This window comes from Brachybacterium sp. AOP43-C2-M15 (assembly GCF_052446295.1).
Taxonomy (GTDB): Bacteria; Actinomycetota; Actinomycetes; order Actinomycetales; family Dermabacteraceae; genus Brachybacterium.
Map to the genome: position 1 here is coordinate 17926 of NZ_JBQSWB010000002.1, position 15892 is coordinate 33817.

Annotated in this window: 13 protein-coding genes; 7 read left to right on the forward strand and 6 right to left on the reverse strand. The window is 70.3% G+C overall.

The genetic code is table 11. The annotated features are described in order from the left end of the window. Positions 1 to 9: 9 nt before the first annotated feature. Together ACT3SP_RS02095 and ACT3SP_RS02100 are read right to left on the reverse strand one after the other, a co-directional pair. Positions 10 to 762 carry an alpha/beta hydrolase gene (locus ACT3SP_RS02095; RefSeq protein ID WP_444585581.1) on the reverse strand — a complete coding sequence of 251 codons (753 nt, stop codon included), beginning with the start codon at positions 760 to 762 and terminating at the stop codon, positions 10 to 12. A 138-nt stretch (positions 763 to 900) separates the two neighbouring features. Continuing rightward, positions 901 to 2430: a DUF1846 domain-containing protein gene (locus ACT3SP_RS02100; RefSeq protein ID WP_444585582.1), complete on the reverse strand. Its 1530-nt coding sequence runs from the start codon at positions 2428 to 2430 to the stop codon at positions 901 to 903. A gap of 170 nt (positions 2431 to 2600) precedes the next feature. On the opposite strand from ACT3SP_RS02100, the gene ACT3SP_RS02105 reads away from it, so the two are divergent. From ACT3SP_RS02105 to ACT3SP_RS02130, 6 genes are all read left to right on the forward strand, one after another. Further along, positions 2601 to 4505, forward strand: a complete 1905-nt coding sequence (locus tag ACT3SP_RS02105) for an FAD/NAD(P)-binding protein (protein WP_444585583.1) — start codon at positions 2601 to 2603, stop codon at positions 4503 to 4505. Positions 4506 to 4663: 158 nt separating this feature from the next. Further along, positions 4664 to 6490 (forward strand): ABC transporter substrate-binding protein, encoded by a 1827-nt coding sequence (locus tag ACT3SP_RS02110; protein ID WP_444585584.1) that lies wholly within the window; start codon positions 4664 to 4666, stop codon positions 6488 to 6490. 9 nt (positions 6491 to 6499) lie between these two features. Continuing rightward, positions 6500 to 7510: an ABC transporter permease gene (locus ACT3SP_RS02115; protein ID WP_444585585.1), complete on the forward strand. Its 1011-nt coding sequence runs from the start codon at positions 6500 to 6502 to the stop codon at positions 7508 to 7510. 1 nt (position 7511) lies between these two features. After that, positions 7512 to 8504, forward strand: coding sequence for an ABC transporter permease (locus ACT3SP_RS02120; protein WP_444585586.1), 993 nt, complete (start codon positions 7512 to 7514; stop codon positions 8502 to 8504). Further along, entirely contained in the window at positions 8501 to 9415 is a 915-nt protein-coding gene (locus tag ACT3SP_RS02125; protein WP_444585587.1) for an ATP-binding cassette domain-containing protein, read from the forward strand. Before ACT3SP_RS02120 ends, ACT3SP_RS02125 begins: the two co-directional genes overlap by 4 nt. Beyond that, on the forward strand, positions 9412 to 10236 hold the full coding sequence (locus ACT3SP_RS02130) for an ABC transporter ATP-binding protein (RefSeq protein WP_444585588.1): 825 nt from the start codon (positions 9412 to 9414) through the stop codon (positions 10234 to 10236). The genes ACT3SP_RS02125 and ACT3SP_RS02130 overlap by 4 nt, the downstream gene beginning before the upstream one ends. Positions 10237 to 10257: 21 nt before the next feature. On the opposite strand, the gene ACT3SP_RS02135 is transcribed toward ACT3SP_RS02130, so the two are convergent. The 4 genes from ACT3SP_RS02135 to ACT3SP_RS02150 all read right to left on the reverse strand — a co-directional run bounded on the left by ACT3SP_RS02135 (position 10258) and on the right by ACT3SP_RS02150 (position 14022). Beyond that, positions 10258 to 10881, reverse strand: coding sequence for a TetR/AcrR family transcriptional regulator (locus ACT3SP_RS02135; RefSeq protein ID WP_444585589.1), 624 nt, complete (start codon positions 10879 to 10881; stop codon positions 10258 to 10260). A 126-nt stretch (positions 10882 to 11007) separates the two neighbouring features. After that, complete coding sequence (locus tag ACT3SP_RS02140) at positions 11008 to 11748, reverse strand: sulfite exporter TauE/SafE family protein (RefSeq protein WP_444585590.1); 741 nt, start codon at positions 11746 to 11748, stop codon at positions 11008 to 11010. Between the two features lie 124 nt (positions 11749 to 11872). Continuing rightward, on the reverse strand, positions 11873 to 13408 hold the full coding sequence (locus ACT3SP_RS02145; protein WP_444585591.1) for a UDP-N-acetylglucosamine 1-carboxyvinyltransferase: 1536 nt from the start codon (positions 13406 to 13408) through the stop codon (positions 11873 to 11875). Between the two features lie 86 nt (positions 13409 to 13494). After that, positions 13495 to 14022: an HNH endonuclease gene (locus ACT3SP_RS02150; RefSeq protein WP_444585592.1), complete on the reverse strand. Its 528-nt coding sequence runs from the start codon at positions 14020 to 14022 to the stop codon at positions 13495 to 13497. Positions 14023 to 14172: 150 nt separating this feature from the next. Between ACT3SP_RS02150 and ACT3SP_RS02155 the strand changes: the two genes are divergently transcribed. Next, positions 14173 to 15873, forward strand: a complete 1701-nt coding sequence (locus ACT3SP_RS02155; protein WP_444585593.1) for a cation:proton antiporter — start codon at positions 14173 to 14175, stop codon at positions 15871 to 15873. Positions 15874 to 15892: the final 19 nt, after the last annotated feature.

A 15892-nucleotide genomic window follows, 5' to 3' on the forward strand; every position in this document is an offset into this window, starting at 1 on the left:
CGGCCGGGATCAGGGCAGCGAGTCGAGGAGCTCGGCGACGGCCTCCTCGACCGCGGCATCCATCTCCGCATCGTCGATGACCGCTGTTCCGTCACCGCGCTGCGGCCCGTAGTCGCCGAAGCTCGCATGGCTCGCGCCGGCGATCTCGACCATCGTGGCGCTCTCCGGCAGGGCATCGCGGTGGTCGGAGATCTTCTCCGGGGTCGACAGGCCGTCCTCGCTGCCGGAGAGGCTCAGCACCGGGGTCTCCGACGTGGAGAGGTCCGTGGCGCAGTACGAGGCGAACAGCACCAGGGCGTCGGACTCCTCGGCGAGCTCGCAGGCCCGCACCCCGCCCATCGAGTGTCCCCCGACCAGCCAGGTGTCGACCTCCGGGGCGACGCCGGTGAACCGGTCGGGAGCGCGCCGGTCGACCAGGGAGAGGTTCAGCGGCGGCTCGACGATCACCACCGTCATGCCGAGCTCGGTGACCAGGCCGGAGAGCCGCGCCGCATAGGCCTCCGGCGCGACCTTCGCCCCTGGGTAGAACAGCAGGCCCACGTCCTCGTCCTCGGGCGCGCCCGGCCGGAGCACCAGGGAGTCGTCGGTCCGCTCCGCGGTGACGCCCGGGTCCTCGAGGACCCCCTGCCACGGCTCGGGCTCCGCGTCCATCACCCCGATCCGGCTCCACACCACGAACCCTGCCACGGCGAGCAGCACGAGCGTCAGGAGCACGGCGAGCAGACGGAGGAGTCGCCGACGGAGCAGGGGAGCGGAGGGCACGCGCGGACGCTAGCAGACCCGCCCCGGAGCATCCGGGGAGCGATCCGCCCCGGGGTGGGGACGGTCCCGAGGAGGCCGGTCACCATTCGACCGACGTGTCCGTCCCGGGGCAGGGGGCGGCGCGATCCTGAGGGTCGCTCAGCGCTTGTGGTAGAGCGCCTTGCGCAGGAAGCGCGGCTCGGAGGTCACCGAGATCCCGAGGTTGCGGAAGATGTCCTCGTCCACGGTGCCGAGGATCGTGGTGGTGTGCACGTCGCAGCCGGCGAGGCTGCGCAGCTGGTCCACCGCGCGGCGGGCGTTCTCGTCGTCCGAGGCGGAGACCGACAGGGCGATCAGCACCTCGTCGGTGTGCAGGCGCGGATTGCGCGAGCCCAGGTGCTCCGTCTTGAGGGTCTGGATCGGCTCGATCGAGTCGGGGGAGAGCAGCTGCACCGAGTGGTCGAGACCTGCGAGATGCTTCAGCGCGTTCAGCAGCATCGCGGCCGAACAGCCCAGCAGCGGCGAGGTCTTGCCGGTCACGAGCGTGCCGTCGGCGAGTCGGATCGCCGCCCCCGGCTCCCCGGTGCGCGCCTCGACCGCGAGGGCCGGCTCCACCGCCGCGCGGTCGCTCGGGGTGCAGCCCGCCGTGGACATCACCATGCCGATCCGCTGCGAGACGACGTCCTCCTCGTCGTTGATCCGCTCGTGCATCAGCGCCTTGTGGTAGCGGCGGATGATCTCCTGGCGCGAGGCCTCGCGGCACACCTCGTCGTCCACGATGCACTGCCCGGCCATGTTCACGCCCATGTCGGTGGGAGAGGCGTAGGGGGAGGCGCCGGTGAGCTTCTCCAGCAGGGTGCGCAGCAGCGGGAACACCTCGACGTCCCGGTTGTAGCTGGTGACCTGCTCGCCGTAGGCGGCGAGGTGGAAAGGGTCGATGAGGTTCAGGTCGTCCAGATCCGCCGTCGCGGACTCGTAGGCGAGGTTCACCGGATGCTCGAGCGGCAGGTTCCAGATCGGGAAGGTCTCGAACTTCGCGTACCCCGCGCCGATGCCGCGCTGGTGGTCGTGGTAGATCTGCGAGAGGCAGGTGGCGAGCTTGCCCGAGCCCGGCCCCGGCGCGGTCACCACGATGAGGTCGCGCGTGGTCCGCGTGTACTCGTTCGCCCCGAAGCCCTGCGCGGAGACGATCCGGGCGGTGTCCTGCGGGTAGCCGGGGATCACGCTGTGCCGCGCGACCACCAGCCCCAGCCGCTCCAGCCGGTCGATGAAGGCGCGGGCCACGTGGTTGGTGTCCTCCAGCTGCGTGACCACCACGTTCTCCACCAGGAAGCCGTGCTCGCGGAACACGTCGATCAGTCGCAGCACGTCGTCCTCGTAGGTGATCCCGAGATCCGCCCGCACCTTCTGCCGCACCAGGTCCTTGGCGTTCAGGCACACCAGGATCTCCAGCTCGTCCTTGAGCCGGTGCAGCATCGCGATCTTGTTGTCGGGGGTGAAGCCCGGCAGCACGCGCGAGGCGTGGTGGTCGTCGAAGAGCTTCCCGCCCATCTCCAGATAGAGCTTCCCGCCGATCTGCTCGCGACGGTCCTGGATATGGCGCGACTGCAGCTCGATGTACTTCTCGCGGTCGAAACCGGTCGCTGAGGCGGTGGGCGAGGAGCCGGCGGAGGGGGTCGAGGCGATCACTCCGGCACGCTAGCACCGACGGCGCCCTCCGGCCCGGGGAGGGCCGGGTCCTCGTGCGCGGTGGGACGGACCCCACGGTGACGGTCCCGACGTCCGCGGTCCCCCAGGGACCACCGGGCAGGCGCATAGGCTTCCCCTGTGTCCGTCATGACCCCGTCCGCAGCCGCCCGATGACCGCCTTCGACGCCGTCATCATCGGCGGCGGACCCCGCGGCGTGGCCACCGTGCTGCGCACTGCCGCCCGCGCCGCGGCCGGTGCCCCGCGGACGGTGCGACTGGCGGTCGTCGACGCCCTCGCCGTCGGCCCCGGCGCGACCTGGCTGATCGAGCAGCCCGCGCAGTACCTCAACAACACCCAGGCCGACGCCACCACCGTCCACCCCGACGACTCCACCCCGATGAGCGGCCCGCTCGCCCCGGGGCCCGATCTCGTGGACTGGGCGCGGCGGGTGCGGGCCGACGGCGCGCACCCGGCGGGGGAGTGGGTGCTCGAGGAGCTCTCCGCTCTCACCGGGGCGTCCTTCCCCAGCCGGCGCCTGCAGGGCGCGTACTACCGCGATCAGCTCGACGCCGCGATCGCCGACGGGACCGTCGAGCTGACCGAGGTGGTCGGTCTCGCCGTCGACCTCGAGCGCGCGGGCGAGGACACCGTCGTGGTGCTCGAGGACGGCACTCGCCTCGCCGCCGCCACGGTCGTGCTCGCCCAGGGGATGGTCCAGGCCCTGCCCGAGCCGGAGGTCACCGCGCTCGCCGAGTTCGCGGAGCGCTTCGGCCTGCGCTATGCCGCCCCCGGGATGCCCGCCGAGCGCCGCTGGACCGGCCTGCCGGCGGGGGAGACGGTGCTGGTGCGCGGCCTCGGCGCGAACTTCTTCGACGTGATCGGCGAGCTGGTCGCCGACTGGGGAGGCCTCGTCGAGCAGGTGCCGGGTGCTCCGCACGGCCGGCTGCGCTACGTCCCCAGCGGCCGGGAGCCGCGACTGGTGGTCGGCTCGCGCCGCGGCGTGCCCTACCGCTCCAAGCCCGAGGGCGGGCGCCCCGTGCGTCCCTTCGCCGCGCAGTGGGCCACCGACGACTGGTTCGCCGCGCTCGGCCGACGCACCGACGTGGACTTCGGCGCGGAGGTGTGGCCGGTCCTCGCGCGCGAGTTCGCCCGCGTCCACCTCGAGGCCGTCGCCGAGCTGGACCCGGCGGCGGTGCACGCCGACCGGCTCGTCGATCTCGCCGGGACGGCCTCGGCCGCGGAGGTCGACGAGGTCCTCATCGCGGCGATCCGCGACGAGCGCTGGTCCTGGACCCTGGAGGAGCTGCATCGCCCCACCCGGGGCGCCGCGGTCGGCGCCCGGGCGTGGGACCGGATCGTGGAGAGGCTGATCGAGGACGAGCTCGGGTCGATGTCGGACCCGCGGCATCATCCGCGGGCCGCGGTCAACGGTGCGATGGGCGCGCTGCGCCGGCACGTCGGGCGCCTCGCCGGCGACGGAGCCTTCACCGGCCGGTCCCTGGTCCGCGACGTGCTCGGCTGGTTCGACGGGGACTCCCTCGCGCTCGCCTCCGGTCCGCCGGCCGATCGGGTGCGCCTGGTCCTCGCGCTGATCGAGGCCGGCGTCGTCTCCCTGATCGGTCCCGAGATGGTGGTGGAGGCCGACGGGGCCATCGCTGGATTCCGCGCCGCGTCCCCGATCACCGGCGCGGTCGAGACCTCCGGCGTGCTGCTCGAGACCCGCATGTCCAAGGGACGGATCCCCCGGACCTCCGATCCCCTGCTGCGTGCGCTGCTCGACACCGGCCGTGCGCGGATCCACACGGTCGACGGGGTGCAGACCCACAGCATGGAGGCGACCGGCGCCGAGATCTCCGAGGAGGCGCTCCTCGGACACAACCTCGTCGCCGCCGACGGGACGGTCGACCCCTCCGTGGTGGTGCTGGGCATCCCGGCCCAGTCCACCCAGCCGGGCTCCGCGATCGGCGCTACCCCCGGTGTCCCCTCGCCGCTGCTGGCCGGGGCGGACGTCGCGGCGAAGCAGATCGTGGCGAGGATGCGCGGCACCGGTTTCCCTCTCCTGGTCAGGCCCTGATTCCCGGGCAGAACGTTTCACACGTGACATCGCTCACGATCGTTATCCGACCGTAACGCCTACCGATGGAAGTTTTCTCCGCCGGGGAGGTTCAATCACTCCACGGGTCAAGGGTGACCCGAGCCCCGAGCCGGGGCCCACAGAGAGGCAGGTCTGCCATGACCGGAATCGAAACGCGTCGGATCTCGGACGGCACCTCGCGCCGTCGCTTCATGGCCACCACGGGAGTCGTCGGCTCCGTCGCGGCCCTCGCCGCCTGCGGAGGTGCCACGGGAGGCGGCTCCGGCGGAGGCGGTGACGGGGACGAGGATCTCGTCGGCGTCGGCAACAACGGGCAGGCCGGACCGGGTCGCAGCGGGGACGCCGCGGACCACCTCTTCATCGCCGGCTTCCAGTGGAGCCCGCCCACCACCTTCAACACCTTCGCCGCGTCCCCGGCGTGGCCCGCCTCCGCGAACGTCGCCCAGTACGTCTACGAGACCCTGCTGCGCTTCCACATCGTCACCGGCGAGCTGCTGCCGGGTCTGGCCGCGTCCTACGAGGTCACCGGCACCGAGTCCATCTCCCTCACTCTGCAGGACGGCATCACCTGGCACGACGGCACCGAGTTCACGACCGACGACGTCCTGTACACCTTCGAGCTCGGCAAGATCGATCCCGGACTGGGCATCGCCTCGTTCTGGACCGAGGTCGAGGAGCTGACCGCCGAGGGGAACACGCTGAACATCGCGATCAACCAGGAGCGCAAGAACGTCGGCGCCGTCCTGAACTCGCTGGCCACCCAGTACATCGTCGCCAAGAGCCAGTTCGAGCAGGCGGTCGAGGAATCGGGCGACTCGATCGCGGCCTGGGAGACCATGGAACCGCTCGGCACCGGCCCCTTCACCCTGGAGCTCGCCGACCAGACCCAGATCATCCTCGCCCGCCACGAGGAGTACTGGGGCAAGGACCACTACGGCGCCCTGCCCGCGATGTCGAAGATCGTGCACCCGATCTTCAAGTCCAACGAGGACGGCAACCTCAAGTTCCAGAACGGCGAGCTCGACGTCATGCAGCAGTTCGTGCCGCAGATCTGGAAGATGTGGGAGTCCGACAAGCCGGTGGGGACCTATCTCCAGGACAAGCCGTACTACGTCCCCGGCTCGATGCCGATGTTCCTGATCAACACGGCGCGGCCCGGGCTGGACGATCCGCTCGTGCGCAAGGCCCTCGCCCATGCCGTGGACTACGCCTCGATCGCCGAGACCGCCATGTCCGGCTACTCCTCCCAGGTGCTCGCCTCGCTGATCATCCCCGACGGTGCGGAGGACCAGTGGCTGGATCGGGACAAGGCCTCCGCGGACGGCTGGACCTTCGACGCCGAGCGCGCCGAGGAGCTGCTGCAGGAGGCCGGGTACGCCAAGGGTGAGGACGGGATCTACGCCAAGGACGGCCAGAAGCTCGGCCCCTGGACGCTGATCACCCCGCAGGGCTGGACTGACTGGAACGCGGCCCTCGAGATCGTCGCGCGGAACTTCCAGGCGGTCGGCATCGACGCCTCGACGAACTTCCCCCAGGACGCCCAGGTCTCGACCGCCTTCCAGAACGGCGACTTCGACATGGGCTGCTGGTACGTGGCAGGGACCGGGCCCTCCACCCCCTGGCAGCGCTTCAGCGACGTGATGAGCAACGTCGACATGGTCCCCGCGGGCCAGACCGCCTATCGCAACTTCGGCCGCTGGGAGAACGACGAGGTCAACGACCTCCTCACGGCCGCGTCCTCTGCCGCGGACGACGACGCCAAGCTGGAGGCGCTGACCGCGCTGGACGACCTCTACCGCGCCGAGGTGCCGGCCTTCCCGCTCATGTACCGTCCGGACGAGTTCTTCGAGTTCAACGCCTCGAACTGGTCGAACTGGCCCACCGAGGACAACGACTACGCCCCGCCGATGTTCCGCGGCGCCGGCAACGAGTGGATCTTCCACCTCACGAAGATCGGCGGCTGAGGTCGAACAGTGAATCTCGGTCGCTACATCGCCCAGAAGACCGGGTGGTACGTGGTCGCGCTCGTGGCAGCAGTGGGTCTGAACTTCCTGCTGCCCCGGCTCGTCCCCGGCAACCCCGTCGACGTCATCGTCTCGAACCTCTCGCGCGGCGGGAGCGTCACCAGCGAGCAGCAGCGGCTGGTGTATGAGAGCTACGTGCACGAGTTCGGCCTCGATCAGTCGCTCGGCCAGCAGTTCCTCACCTACATCGGCAAGGTGTTCTCGGGAGACCTCGGGACCTCCTTCGCCTACTACCCCGCCTCGGTCAACGACCTCGTGGGCCAGGCCCTGCCCTGGTCGATCGGGGTGCAGCTGCCCGCCATCCTCATCGGCTGGATCCTCGGCAACGTCGTCGGGGCGATCGCCGCCTTCCGCGGCGGGAACTGGGACCGCTCGGTGTTCACCTCCGCGCTGTTCCTCTCCGCGATGCCGTACTACTGCCTGTCGATCATCCTGCTGTACGTGCTGGCCGTCGTCACCGGGTTCTTCCCCGTCGGCGGCGCCTACTCGCTGGGGCTCACGCCCGAGCTCAGCTTCGCCTTCCTGTGGGACGCGCTGAGCTACTACTGGCTGCCGTTCCTGTCGCTGGTGATCGTGTTCATCGGCGGGCAGGCCGTGGGCATGCGCTCGATGGCCATCTACGAGCTGGGCGGCGACTACGTCAACTACGCCCGTGCGATGGGCATCAAGGACAACAAGATCACCCAGTACATCTTCCGCAATGCGATGCTGCCGCAGATCACCGGGCTCGCGCTGGCGATCGGCACCCTCGTGGGCGGTGCACTGATCACCGAGCTCGTCTTCAGCTATCCGGGGGTCGGGCTGCTCCTGTTCAACGCGATCGCCGCGAACGACTATCCGGTCATCCAGGCCGTCACGCTGATCATCACCGTGGCGGTGCTGCTGGCGAACTTCGGCGTGGAGATCGTCTACGGCATCGTCGACCCGCGCATCCGCGCGGCGAAGTCGGGGGAGAAGTGAGATGACCGCGGTCAACACAGCCATGGCCGAGGAGACGGCTGCTCCTCGCGCGAACACCCTGCGCTCCTTCAACTTCTCCGGACGGTTCTGGACCGCTCTGGTCCTGGTGGTCTTCGTGATCGCCCTGGGCCTGGCCGGGTTCGTCTATCCGACGGGGCCGGCGGAGAAGGTGGGCTCGCTCTACGACGCCCCCGGCGGCGGGCTGCTGCTGGGCACGGACAACTTCGGGCACGACGTGCTGGCGGTGCTCATGGCCGGCACCCGCACCTCGCTGATCATCGGTCTGGTGGCCGGCACGGTCGCCACCGCCATCGGCGTGACGATCGGGCTGCTCGCCGGGTACGTGGGAGGGTGGTTCGAGGAGCTGCTCATGGGCGTCACCAACGTGGTGCTCGCGATCCCCGCGATCGTCGTGCTGATCCTCATCTCGATGTCGCTGCCCAACAGCACCATCTGGTCCCTCGCGGTGGTCATCGGGATCACGTCGTGGCCGTGGACGGCCCGCGCCGTGCGCGCCCAGGCGTCCTCGGTCGCGACCCGTGAGCACATCGACGTGGCCCGCCTCTCCGGAGCCCGGCTCGGCGGGATCCTGGTCAAGGACGTCCTGCCCTACATCCTGTCGTACGCCGTGATGGCGTTCGTGCTGCAGGTCGCCGGTGCCATCCTCGCCGAGGCGGCGCTGTCGATGCTGGGTCTGGGACCGTCGGGCGCGAACTCCCTGGGCACGCAGCTCCACTGGTCGCTGGCCTTCCAGGCGGTCGCCTCGGGCGCCTGGTGGGCGTTCCTCCCGCCGACCATCGTGCTGACCCTGGTCTCCTTCGGCTTCCTGCTGCTGCAGGCGAGCCTGGACGAGGTGTTCAATCCGCGCCTGCGGCGCGGCAAGCGCAAGCAGATGAAGCTGGCGGCCGGCCGACGGGCCGAGGAGGCCCGGATGCTGGCCGAGCAGCGGGCGGCCGAGTCCCCCGAGAGAAGCACGGCAGGAGAACCCGCATGAGCACCGACGGGAAGACGACGATCGGCCCGGTCGCGGAGACGCTCGCCCGCGCCCACGACATCCGCTGCGTGTACGGCGGCGGGGAGGAGGACTTCACCGCCGTCGACGGGGTCTCCCTCGAGCTCGGGGAGGGCGAGATCCTGGGGCTGGCCGGGGAGTCCGGCTGCGGGAAGACGACGCTCGGCAACGCGCTGGCGATGATCGCCATGCCACCGCTGTACGTCCTCTCCGGCACCCTGGAGATCGATGACGGGATCATCGACCTCTCCACGCTCTCGGCCGCCGACGTCAAGCGGCACCGGCCGCACCGCGGACGGCTGGTCTCGATGCTGCCCCAGGGGGCGATGAACTCCATCAGCCCGACGCTGCGGATCAGCTCCCTGGTCAGGGACGTCATGCGCGCCCATGATCCGCGGATCAGCAAGGACGAGGCGCTCGACCTCGCCCGGGACCGGCTGAAGATGCTGGAGATGCCGGTGCGGGTGCTCGACTCCTACGCGCACCAGCTCTCCGGCGGGATGAAGCAGCGCATGATCACCGTGATCTCCACGCTGCAGAACCCACGCCTGCTCATCGCGGACGAGCCCACCTCGGCCCTGGACGTCTCCAGCCAGCGCATGCTCGTCGAGATGCTGCTGGCCATGGTCGAGCAGCGGATCATGTCGGGCGTGGTCTTCGTGACGCACGACCTGCCCGTCCTCTCGCAGGTCTCGGACAAGCTCGCGATCATGAACGCGGGAGAGATCGTCGAGTCCGGTCCTACCCGGCAGCTGGTCGAGGACCCGCAGCATCCCTATACGCGCACGCTGCTGTCCTCGGTGCTCGACCCGAGCCACGAGACGCGTCAGCGCGGGGCGGCCCGCCGATCCGCGGGCGCCGGCACGAACTCCGAGGAGGTGGGCACCCCGTGAACGCGCCCGATGACATGATCACCCGCAGCCGCACGGAGGGGGACATCCTGCTCTCGTGCCGCAACGTCACCAAGGAGTTCAGCGTCGCGGGCTCGAAGATCACCGCGGTCGACGACGTCAGCCTCGAGTTCCCCGAGGCCAGCGTGCTGGCCGTGGTGGGGGAGTCGGGCTCCGGCAAGTCGACCCTCGCCCGGATGCTGCTGCGCTTGATGCCGGTGACCTCCGGGACGATCACCTATCGCGATCAGGACGTCACCTCGATCCGGGGACGGGCGCTGCGCGAGTACTGGACGGAGGTCCAGGCGGTCTTCCAGGACCCCTTCGCCTCCTTCAACCAGTTCTTCACCGTCGGCTCGCTCCTGCGGCGCAGCCTCGCGCTCGCCCAGGTCCCCAAGGACGAGGCGGACGCCCTCATCGAGGAGTGCCTCACCTACGTCGACATGCGCCCCAAGGAGGTGCTGCACAAGTTCCCGCACCAGATGTCCGGCGGTCAGCGCCAGCGCATCATGGTCGCTCGCGCCCTCATGATGCGACCCAAGGTCCTCCTGGCCGACGAGGCCACCAGCATGCTCGATGCGACGCTCCGCGTGAACGTGCTCAACGTGCTGCACGACCTCAAGAACGACCTCGGTCTGACGGTCCTGTTCATCACCCATGACATCGGCCAGGCCTGCTATCTCGCCGACCGGGTGGCCGTGATGGAGGACGGCAGGGTGGTCGAGCGCGGCTCCGTCGAGGAGGTCATCTTCTCTCCGCAGGGCGACTACACCCGTCGCCTGCTCGCGGACGTGCCGGACCTGCGGGGGAGCCTGAAGAGCTGAGCGCGACGGGCTCCCCGCCCCTCAGGGGCGGGGAGCCAGCAGCACGGTGAAGGTCTCCAGGGTGCGCTCGAGCTCGATCGAGGGTTCGAGCAGCCACTGGATCTGCAGGCCGTCGGAGGCGGCGATCAGCAGCGCGGCGATGTCCGCGGGCTCGACGTCGTCGCGCACCGTTCCCTCCGACTGCTCGCGCGCGAGCCGTTCGGTGAGCTCGTCGCGGATGCGTGCGAACCGTGAGGCGAAGAAGGTGTTGGACGGGGAGCCGTCGACCGCGAGCGCGGTCGCCACCAGGGTCGTGTAGAGCTCGACCATGCCGGGGACCCCGAGATTGATCATGGCGGCCTTGACCAGCACGTCCACCGAGGAGATCGAGTCGCCGTACATCCGAGAGGTGTCGCGCTTGGACTCGGCGTGCTCGTAGACCGCGACCAGCAGCTGCTCACGGGATTCGAAGTAGTGCAGCAGCGCGGCGTGCGAGACCCCGATGGCCTGGGCGATCTGGCGCAGCGAGGTCCCCTCGGCGCCGCGCTCCCGGAACACCTCGCCCGCGCGGTCGAGGATCTCCTGACGCCGGGCCACGCCCTTCGAGTAGGACCCGGCGCGACCGATCACCGCAGGGTCGGGCATGAGATTCTCCGGTGAGGTCATCCGCCGATGATATCGAGGTCGGGTGCCCGGACCCGAGGCATCCCTCGCGGGTCGCCGACGGATGTTCCGGAGAGCTGCCGGTCCCGCGGCGCCGGCCCGTGTCAGCGGTCCGGGCGGGTGCCGCGCTCAGCGCAGTGCGAGCAGACCGCGCCCCAGTGCCAGCACGGCGCCTGACATCGCGATCACCACCACCACGCGCATCGCCCCTTCGCCGTCCACGCGACGAGCCACGCGATCACCCACCACCAGCCCCGCCAGAAGGGCGATCAGCAGCGTCACCCATTCCGACGGCTCGAAGGAGGGCAGCGCCCTCTTGGCCACGAGGGAGACGATCCCGAGCACGAGCCCGTGCAGCTGGACCGTCGCCGCGAACCACCGATGCTCCCACCCGGTGGCCCGGGCATAGACGACCACCCCCGGTCCGCCGACCCCGGCCGTGACGTTCATGAATCCCGAGGCGAGACCGCCCGTCGCACCGAGGGCGAAGGAGGGCGGCAGCGGATGGCCGCGCATCAGGACGGTCATCGCCAGGCCGAGGATCACCAGCAGGCTGATCACGATCGTCAGCGGCGCCTCCGGCAGCAGCCCCACCGCGAGCGCTCCGGGCACGACGCCGACCACGCCCATCGGCACCAGCACCTTCGCGCGCGGCCAGTCGATGTCTCGCCATACCTTGACCAGGATCAGCGAGTTCGTCACGCAGGCTGCGGCGTTGACCGCGAGGATCCCCTCCAGGGGCCCCAGCAGCAGCACGAGGAAGGGCGAGGAGAGCAGGGCGAACCCCATGCCCGTGGTGCGCTGGGCCGCGGCGCCGACGAACACGCTCACCGCCGTGCCGAGCATCAGCAGCATCCCGGCATCTCCCACACCGCACCTCGCTCACCGCGCTCGACAGGACGCCGGCGCCGCCGTCGCGACGCCGCCGACCAGCCTCGCACAGAGGCGACCCCGCGCGAGGGGCGGTTCGTCGGCGCGGGCGGCACCGGTCCGCTCAGATGTCCCGGAAGGTCTCGATCCGCGCGCCGAGCCTGTTCAGCCGCTCCGCCAGGTCCTCGTAGCCACGGTTGATGACGTACACGTTGCGCAGCACGGAGGTGCCCTTCGCCGCGAGCATCGCCAGCAGGATCACCACGGCCGGCCGCAGCGCGGGCGGGCAGACCAGCTCCGCGCCGCTCCACCGGGTGGGTCCCTCGATGAGCACGCGATGCGGGTCCATGAGCTTGACGTTCGCCCCGAGCTTGGTCAGCTCGGTGAGGTAGATGGCGCGGTTCTCGTACACCCAGTCGTGCAGCATCGTCTGCCCCTGAGCGGTCGCGGCGATCACCGCGAAGAAGGGGAGGTTGTCGATGTTCAGCCCCGGGAACGGCATCGGGTGGATCTTGTCGATCGCCGCGGTGAGATCCGAGGGATGGGTGGTGATGTCCACCAGGCGAGTCCGGCCGTTCTCCGCCAGGTACTCCTCCGAGCGGTCGTAGCGCAGCCCCATCTCCTCGAGCGTCGCCAGCTCGATCTCCATGAACTCGATCGGCACCCGGCGCACCGTGATGCTCGACCGGGTCACGATCGCCGCGGAGATCAGGCTCATCGCCTCGATCGGATCCTCGCTCGGCGCGTACTCCACGTCGGTCGAGATCGACGCCTTCCCCTGGACGCGCAGAGTGGTGGTGCCGACGCCCTCGATCTCGACGCCGAGCTTCTGCAGGAAGAAGCACAGGTCCTGGACCATGTAGTTGGGGCTCGCGTTGCGGATCACGGTCTCGCCCTCGTGCAGCGCCGCGGCCAGCAGCGCGTTCTCCGTGACGGTGTCCCCGCGCTCGGTGAGCACGATCGGCCGGCGCGGACCGGTGCCCGCGGCGGTCGTGGCCTGGTAGTTGTGGTCCGTCGCGACCACCTCGAGCCCGAAGTGGCGCAGCGCCGTCATGTGCGGCTCGACGGTGCGGGTCCCCAGATCGCAGCCGCCGGCGTAGGGCAGCTGGAAGGCGCCCTCACGGTGCAGCAGCGGCCCCAGGAACATGATGATCGATCGGGTGCGGCGTGCCGCCTGGGCATCGATCGAGGAGAGGTCGAGACTCGCGGGGACCTGGATCTCGAGGTCGTTCTGGGCGTTCAGCCAGGTGGCCCTCACGCCGATCGAGGTGAGCACCTCGAGCAGCCTGTTGACCTCCTCGATGCGCGCGACCTTGCGCAGCACGGTGGTGCCGGTGTTCAGCAGCGAGGCGCACAGCAGCGCCACGCCCGCGTTCTTCGAGGACTTCACGTCGATCGCGCCGGAGAGGGTGGTCTCTCCCTGCACCCGCAGGTGGCTCGGTCCCGCGGTGCCGAGGCCCACGAGCTCCGAGTCGAGGGCGGAGCCGATCTTCGAGATGGTCTCCAGCGTCAGGTTCTGCTGGCCCTTCTCGATCCGGTTGACCGCGCTCTGGCTCGTGCCGAGCTTCGTGGCGAGCTGGGCCTGGGTGAGGTCGGAGTCCTGGCGGGCGTCGCGGATGAGCGAGCCGATCCGCGAGAGGTAGTCCTGGTTCTCAGTCATGGGGTGACCGTAACTCACAGATGAGATATCGGCAGTTCAGGATGGATGCGGTGATGCTCACGTTGCGCGGCGGCTCCCCATCGCACTCACCGGGTGACCAGGACCGGGAGGGTCTCCGCGTATCCGCCCACCCGATAGGCGAGAGCCGGGTCATAAGGATCGACCTGCAGAGGCATCCCGGCCTCCTCGGGCGTGCGGTCCGCCTTGCGGTTGTTGCACTCCTTGCAGGCCGAGACCAGGTTCGTCCAGCTGGACTCGCCGCCCCGGGAGGACGGCAGGATGTGGTCGACCGTGGCCAGCAGCGCCTCGCAGGCCGGGCTCTTGGAGACGCTGCGCCCGCAGTAGGCGCAGCTCCAGTGGTCCCGCTCGTGGACGGCCCGGTAGGAGAATCCCATCGAGCGCTGCCCCGCGCCCTCGACCCAGGCGCCGGAGAGCTCGCGGGTCAGCTCGAGGGCCGTCGGGACGATCCGGTCCTCGACGAAGGTGAGCTCGACAGGGTTCGCGACCTCGCGGCGGATCATCCCGAAGGCGTGGCGCACGGTGGTGGTGTGCAGGAGCTCGCCGATCCCGGTCTCGGGGTCGTACCCGAGGTTGTACACCCTGACCTGTGCCATCACTGCACCTCCTTGCGTCGGACGCCGCGCGTGCCGCGGCCCGGACTCGGGAGGAGCTCGTGGACCGAGCAGCTCCAGTGTCCCTGAGCACGGCCCCGGTTTCCAGGCAATTCTCGTGAGCGGCTGCGAGCGCCGCCCTAGACTCGACGCATGGACGTGGAGATCCTCGAGCTGGTCGCCGTGGTCGGCGTGCTGGTGATCGTCGCCGCGTCCTACTTCGCCGGGAAGTTCGGGCTGGCCACGCCGATCGTGCTGGTGCTGCTGGGAGTGGGGCTCAGCGTCCTGCCGGGGATGCCGCACATCGAACCCGACCCCGAGCTGATCCTCGCCGTGGTGCTGCCCCCGCTTCTGTACTCGGCGGCGGTCAACATGCCGGTGGTGGACTTCCGCCGCGACCTGCGCACCATCGGCGCCCTCTCGGTGCTGCTGGTGCTGGTCTCCGCCTTCGGCACCGGTGCCCTGCTGTGGTGGATCTTCCCCGACCTCGGCTTCGCGGCCGCGGTGGCCGTCGGCGCGGTGATCAGCCCGCCGGACGCCGTCGCCGCCACCTCGATCGGCAAGCGGCTGGGCCTGCCGCCCCGTCTGCTGACGATCCTCGAGGGGGAGGGCCTGGTCAACGACGCGACGGCCCTGGTGCTGCTGCGCACCGCCGTCGCCGCGACCGCCGGCGCCTTCTCCTTCTGGCAGGCCGCCGGCTCCTTCGCCTACGCCGTCGCGATTGCCGTCGTGATCGGCCTGGTCGTGGGTCTGGTCGCGGTGCGGGTCCGTTCACGGATCGCCCAGCCCACCCTGACCACCGCGATCTCCTTCGTCGTCCCCTTCCTCGCCTTCCTTCCCGCGGAGGCGGCCGGCGCCTCCGGGGTGCTGGCCGTGGTCGCCGCAGGCCTGGCCACCGGTGCGAGCGGCGTGCGGCGCCTGAGCGCACCGGATCGCAATGCCGAGCGCATCAACTGGCTCACCGTCCAGATGCTGCTCGAGAACGGTGTGTTCCTGCTGATGGGGCTGCAGCTGCGCGCTCTGGTCGTGGACGTGCAGGGCGCCGGGCTGTCCGTGGCCGATTCCGTCTGGATCGGGCTGGCCATGGTGGTGGCCCTGGTGGTCATCCGTGCCGTCTTCGTCGCACCGGTGATCCTCACCGCCCGTCGGCGCCGCTCCGGGCATGAGGAGAAGGCGCGACGGTTCGAGGAGATCCTCGAGCAGGTCTCGAGCGACGACCGCTTCCAGCAGCACCCCCGCGGTGCCCGGATCGAGCGCTGGCTGCAGCGCAACCACGCCGATGCCCGCTTCTACGCCGGCAACGGCCTGGGATGGCGCGGCGGGGCCGTGCTCGCCTGGTCCGGCATGCGCGGCGTCGTCACCCTCGCCGCCGCGCAGTCGCTGCCGCTGGACTTCCCCTACCGCTCCCAGCTGGTCCTGCTCGCCTTCGTGGTGGCGCTGGTGACCCTGGTCGCGCAGGGAGGCACCCTGCCGCTGCTCATCCGCCTGCTGGGCATCCGCGGCACGGACGAGGAGACGGCGCACCGCGAGCTGTCCCTGCTGCTGGGCGAGATGCGCGAGGCGGCCACCGGACAGGTGCTCGACAACCCCGACCTGCGCCGCCGCGACGGCGAGCACTTCGACGAGGAGGTCCTCGAGCGGGTGCGGGGCCTGTACGCCCGTCGCGAGGAGACGATCCCGCACGAGAATCGCGACAGCCTCGCCGCGCAGATCCCCGAGCTGAACCAGATCCTCCTCGAGGTGGAGCAGGACGCGCTGAACGAGGCCCGCTCCATCGGGGCCTACGACTCCCGCACCATCGCCAGCGCCCAGCGGGTGCTCGACGCCGCCGCCACGCGACGCGGGACGCGCTGAGCGGGGCGCTGGTCAGCGA

Coding starts and splice junctions, on each gene's coding strand:
- ACT3SP_RS02105 (WP_444585583.1), top strand. CDS start 2,601: ATGACCGCCTTCGACGCCGTCATCATCGGCGGCGGACCCCGCGGCGTG.
- ACT3SP_RS02110 (WP_444585584.1), top strand. CDS start 4,664: ATGACCGGAATCGAAACGCGTCGGATCTCGGACGGCACCTCGCGCCGT.
- ACT3SP_RS02120 (WP_444585586.1), top strand. CDS start 7,512: ATGACCGCGGTCAACACAGCCATGGCCGAGGAGACGGCTGCTCCTCGC.
- ACT3SP_RS02125 (WP_444585587.1), top strand. CDS start 8,501: ATGAGCACCGACGGGAAGACGACGATCGGCCCGGTCGCGGAGACGCTC.
- ACT3SP_RS02135 (WP_444585589.1), bottom strand. CDS start 10,881: ATGACCTCACCGGAGAATCTCATGCCCGACCCTGCGGTGATCGGTCGC.
- ACT3SP_RS02145 (WP_444585591.1), bottom strand. CDS start 13,408: ATGACTGAGAACCAGGACTACCTCTCGCGGATCGGCTCGCTCATCCGC.
- ACT3SP_RS02150 (WP_444585592.1), bottom strand. CDS start 14,022: ATGGCACAGGTCAGGGTGTACAACCTCGGGTACGACCCCGAGACCGGG.
- ACT3SP_RS02155 (WP_444585593.1), top strand. CDS start 14,173: ATGGACGTGGAGATCCTCGAGCTGGTCGCCGTGGTCGGCGTGCTGGTG.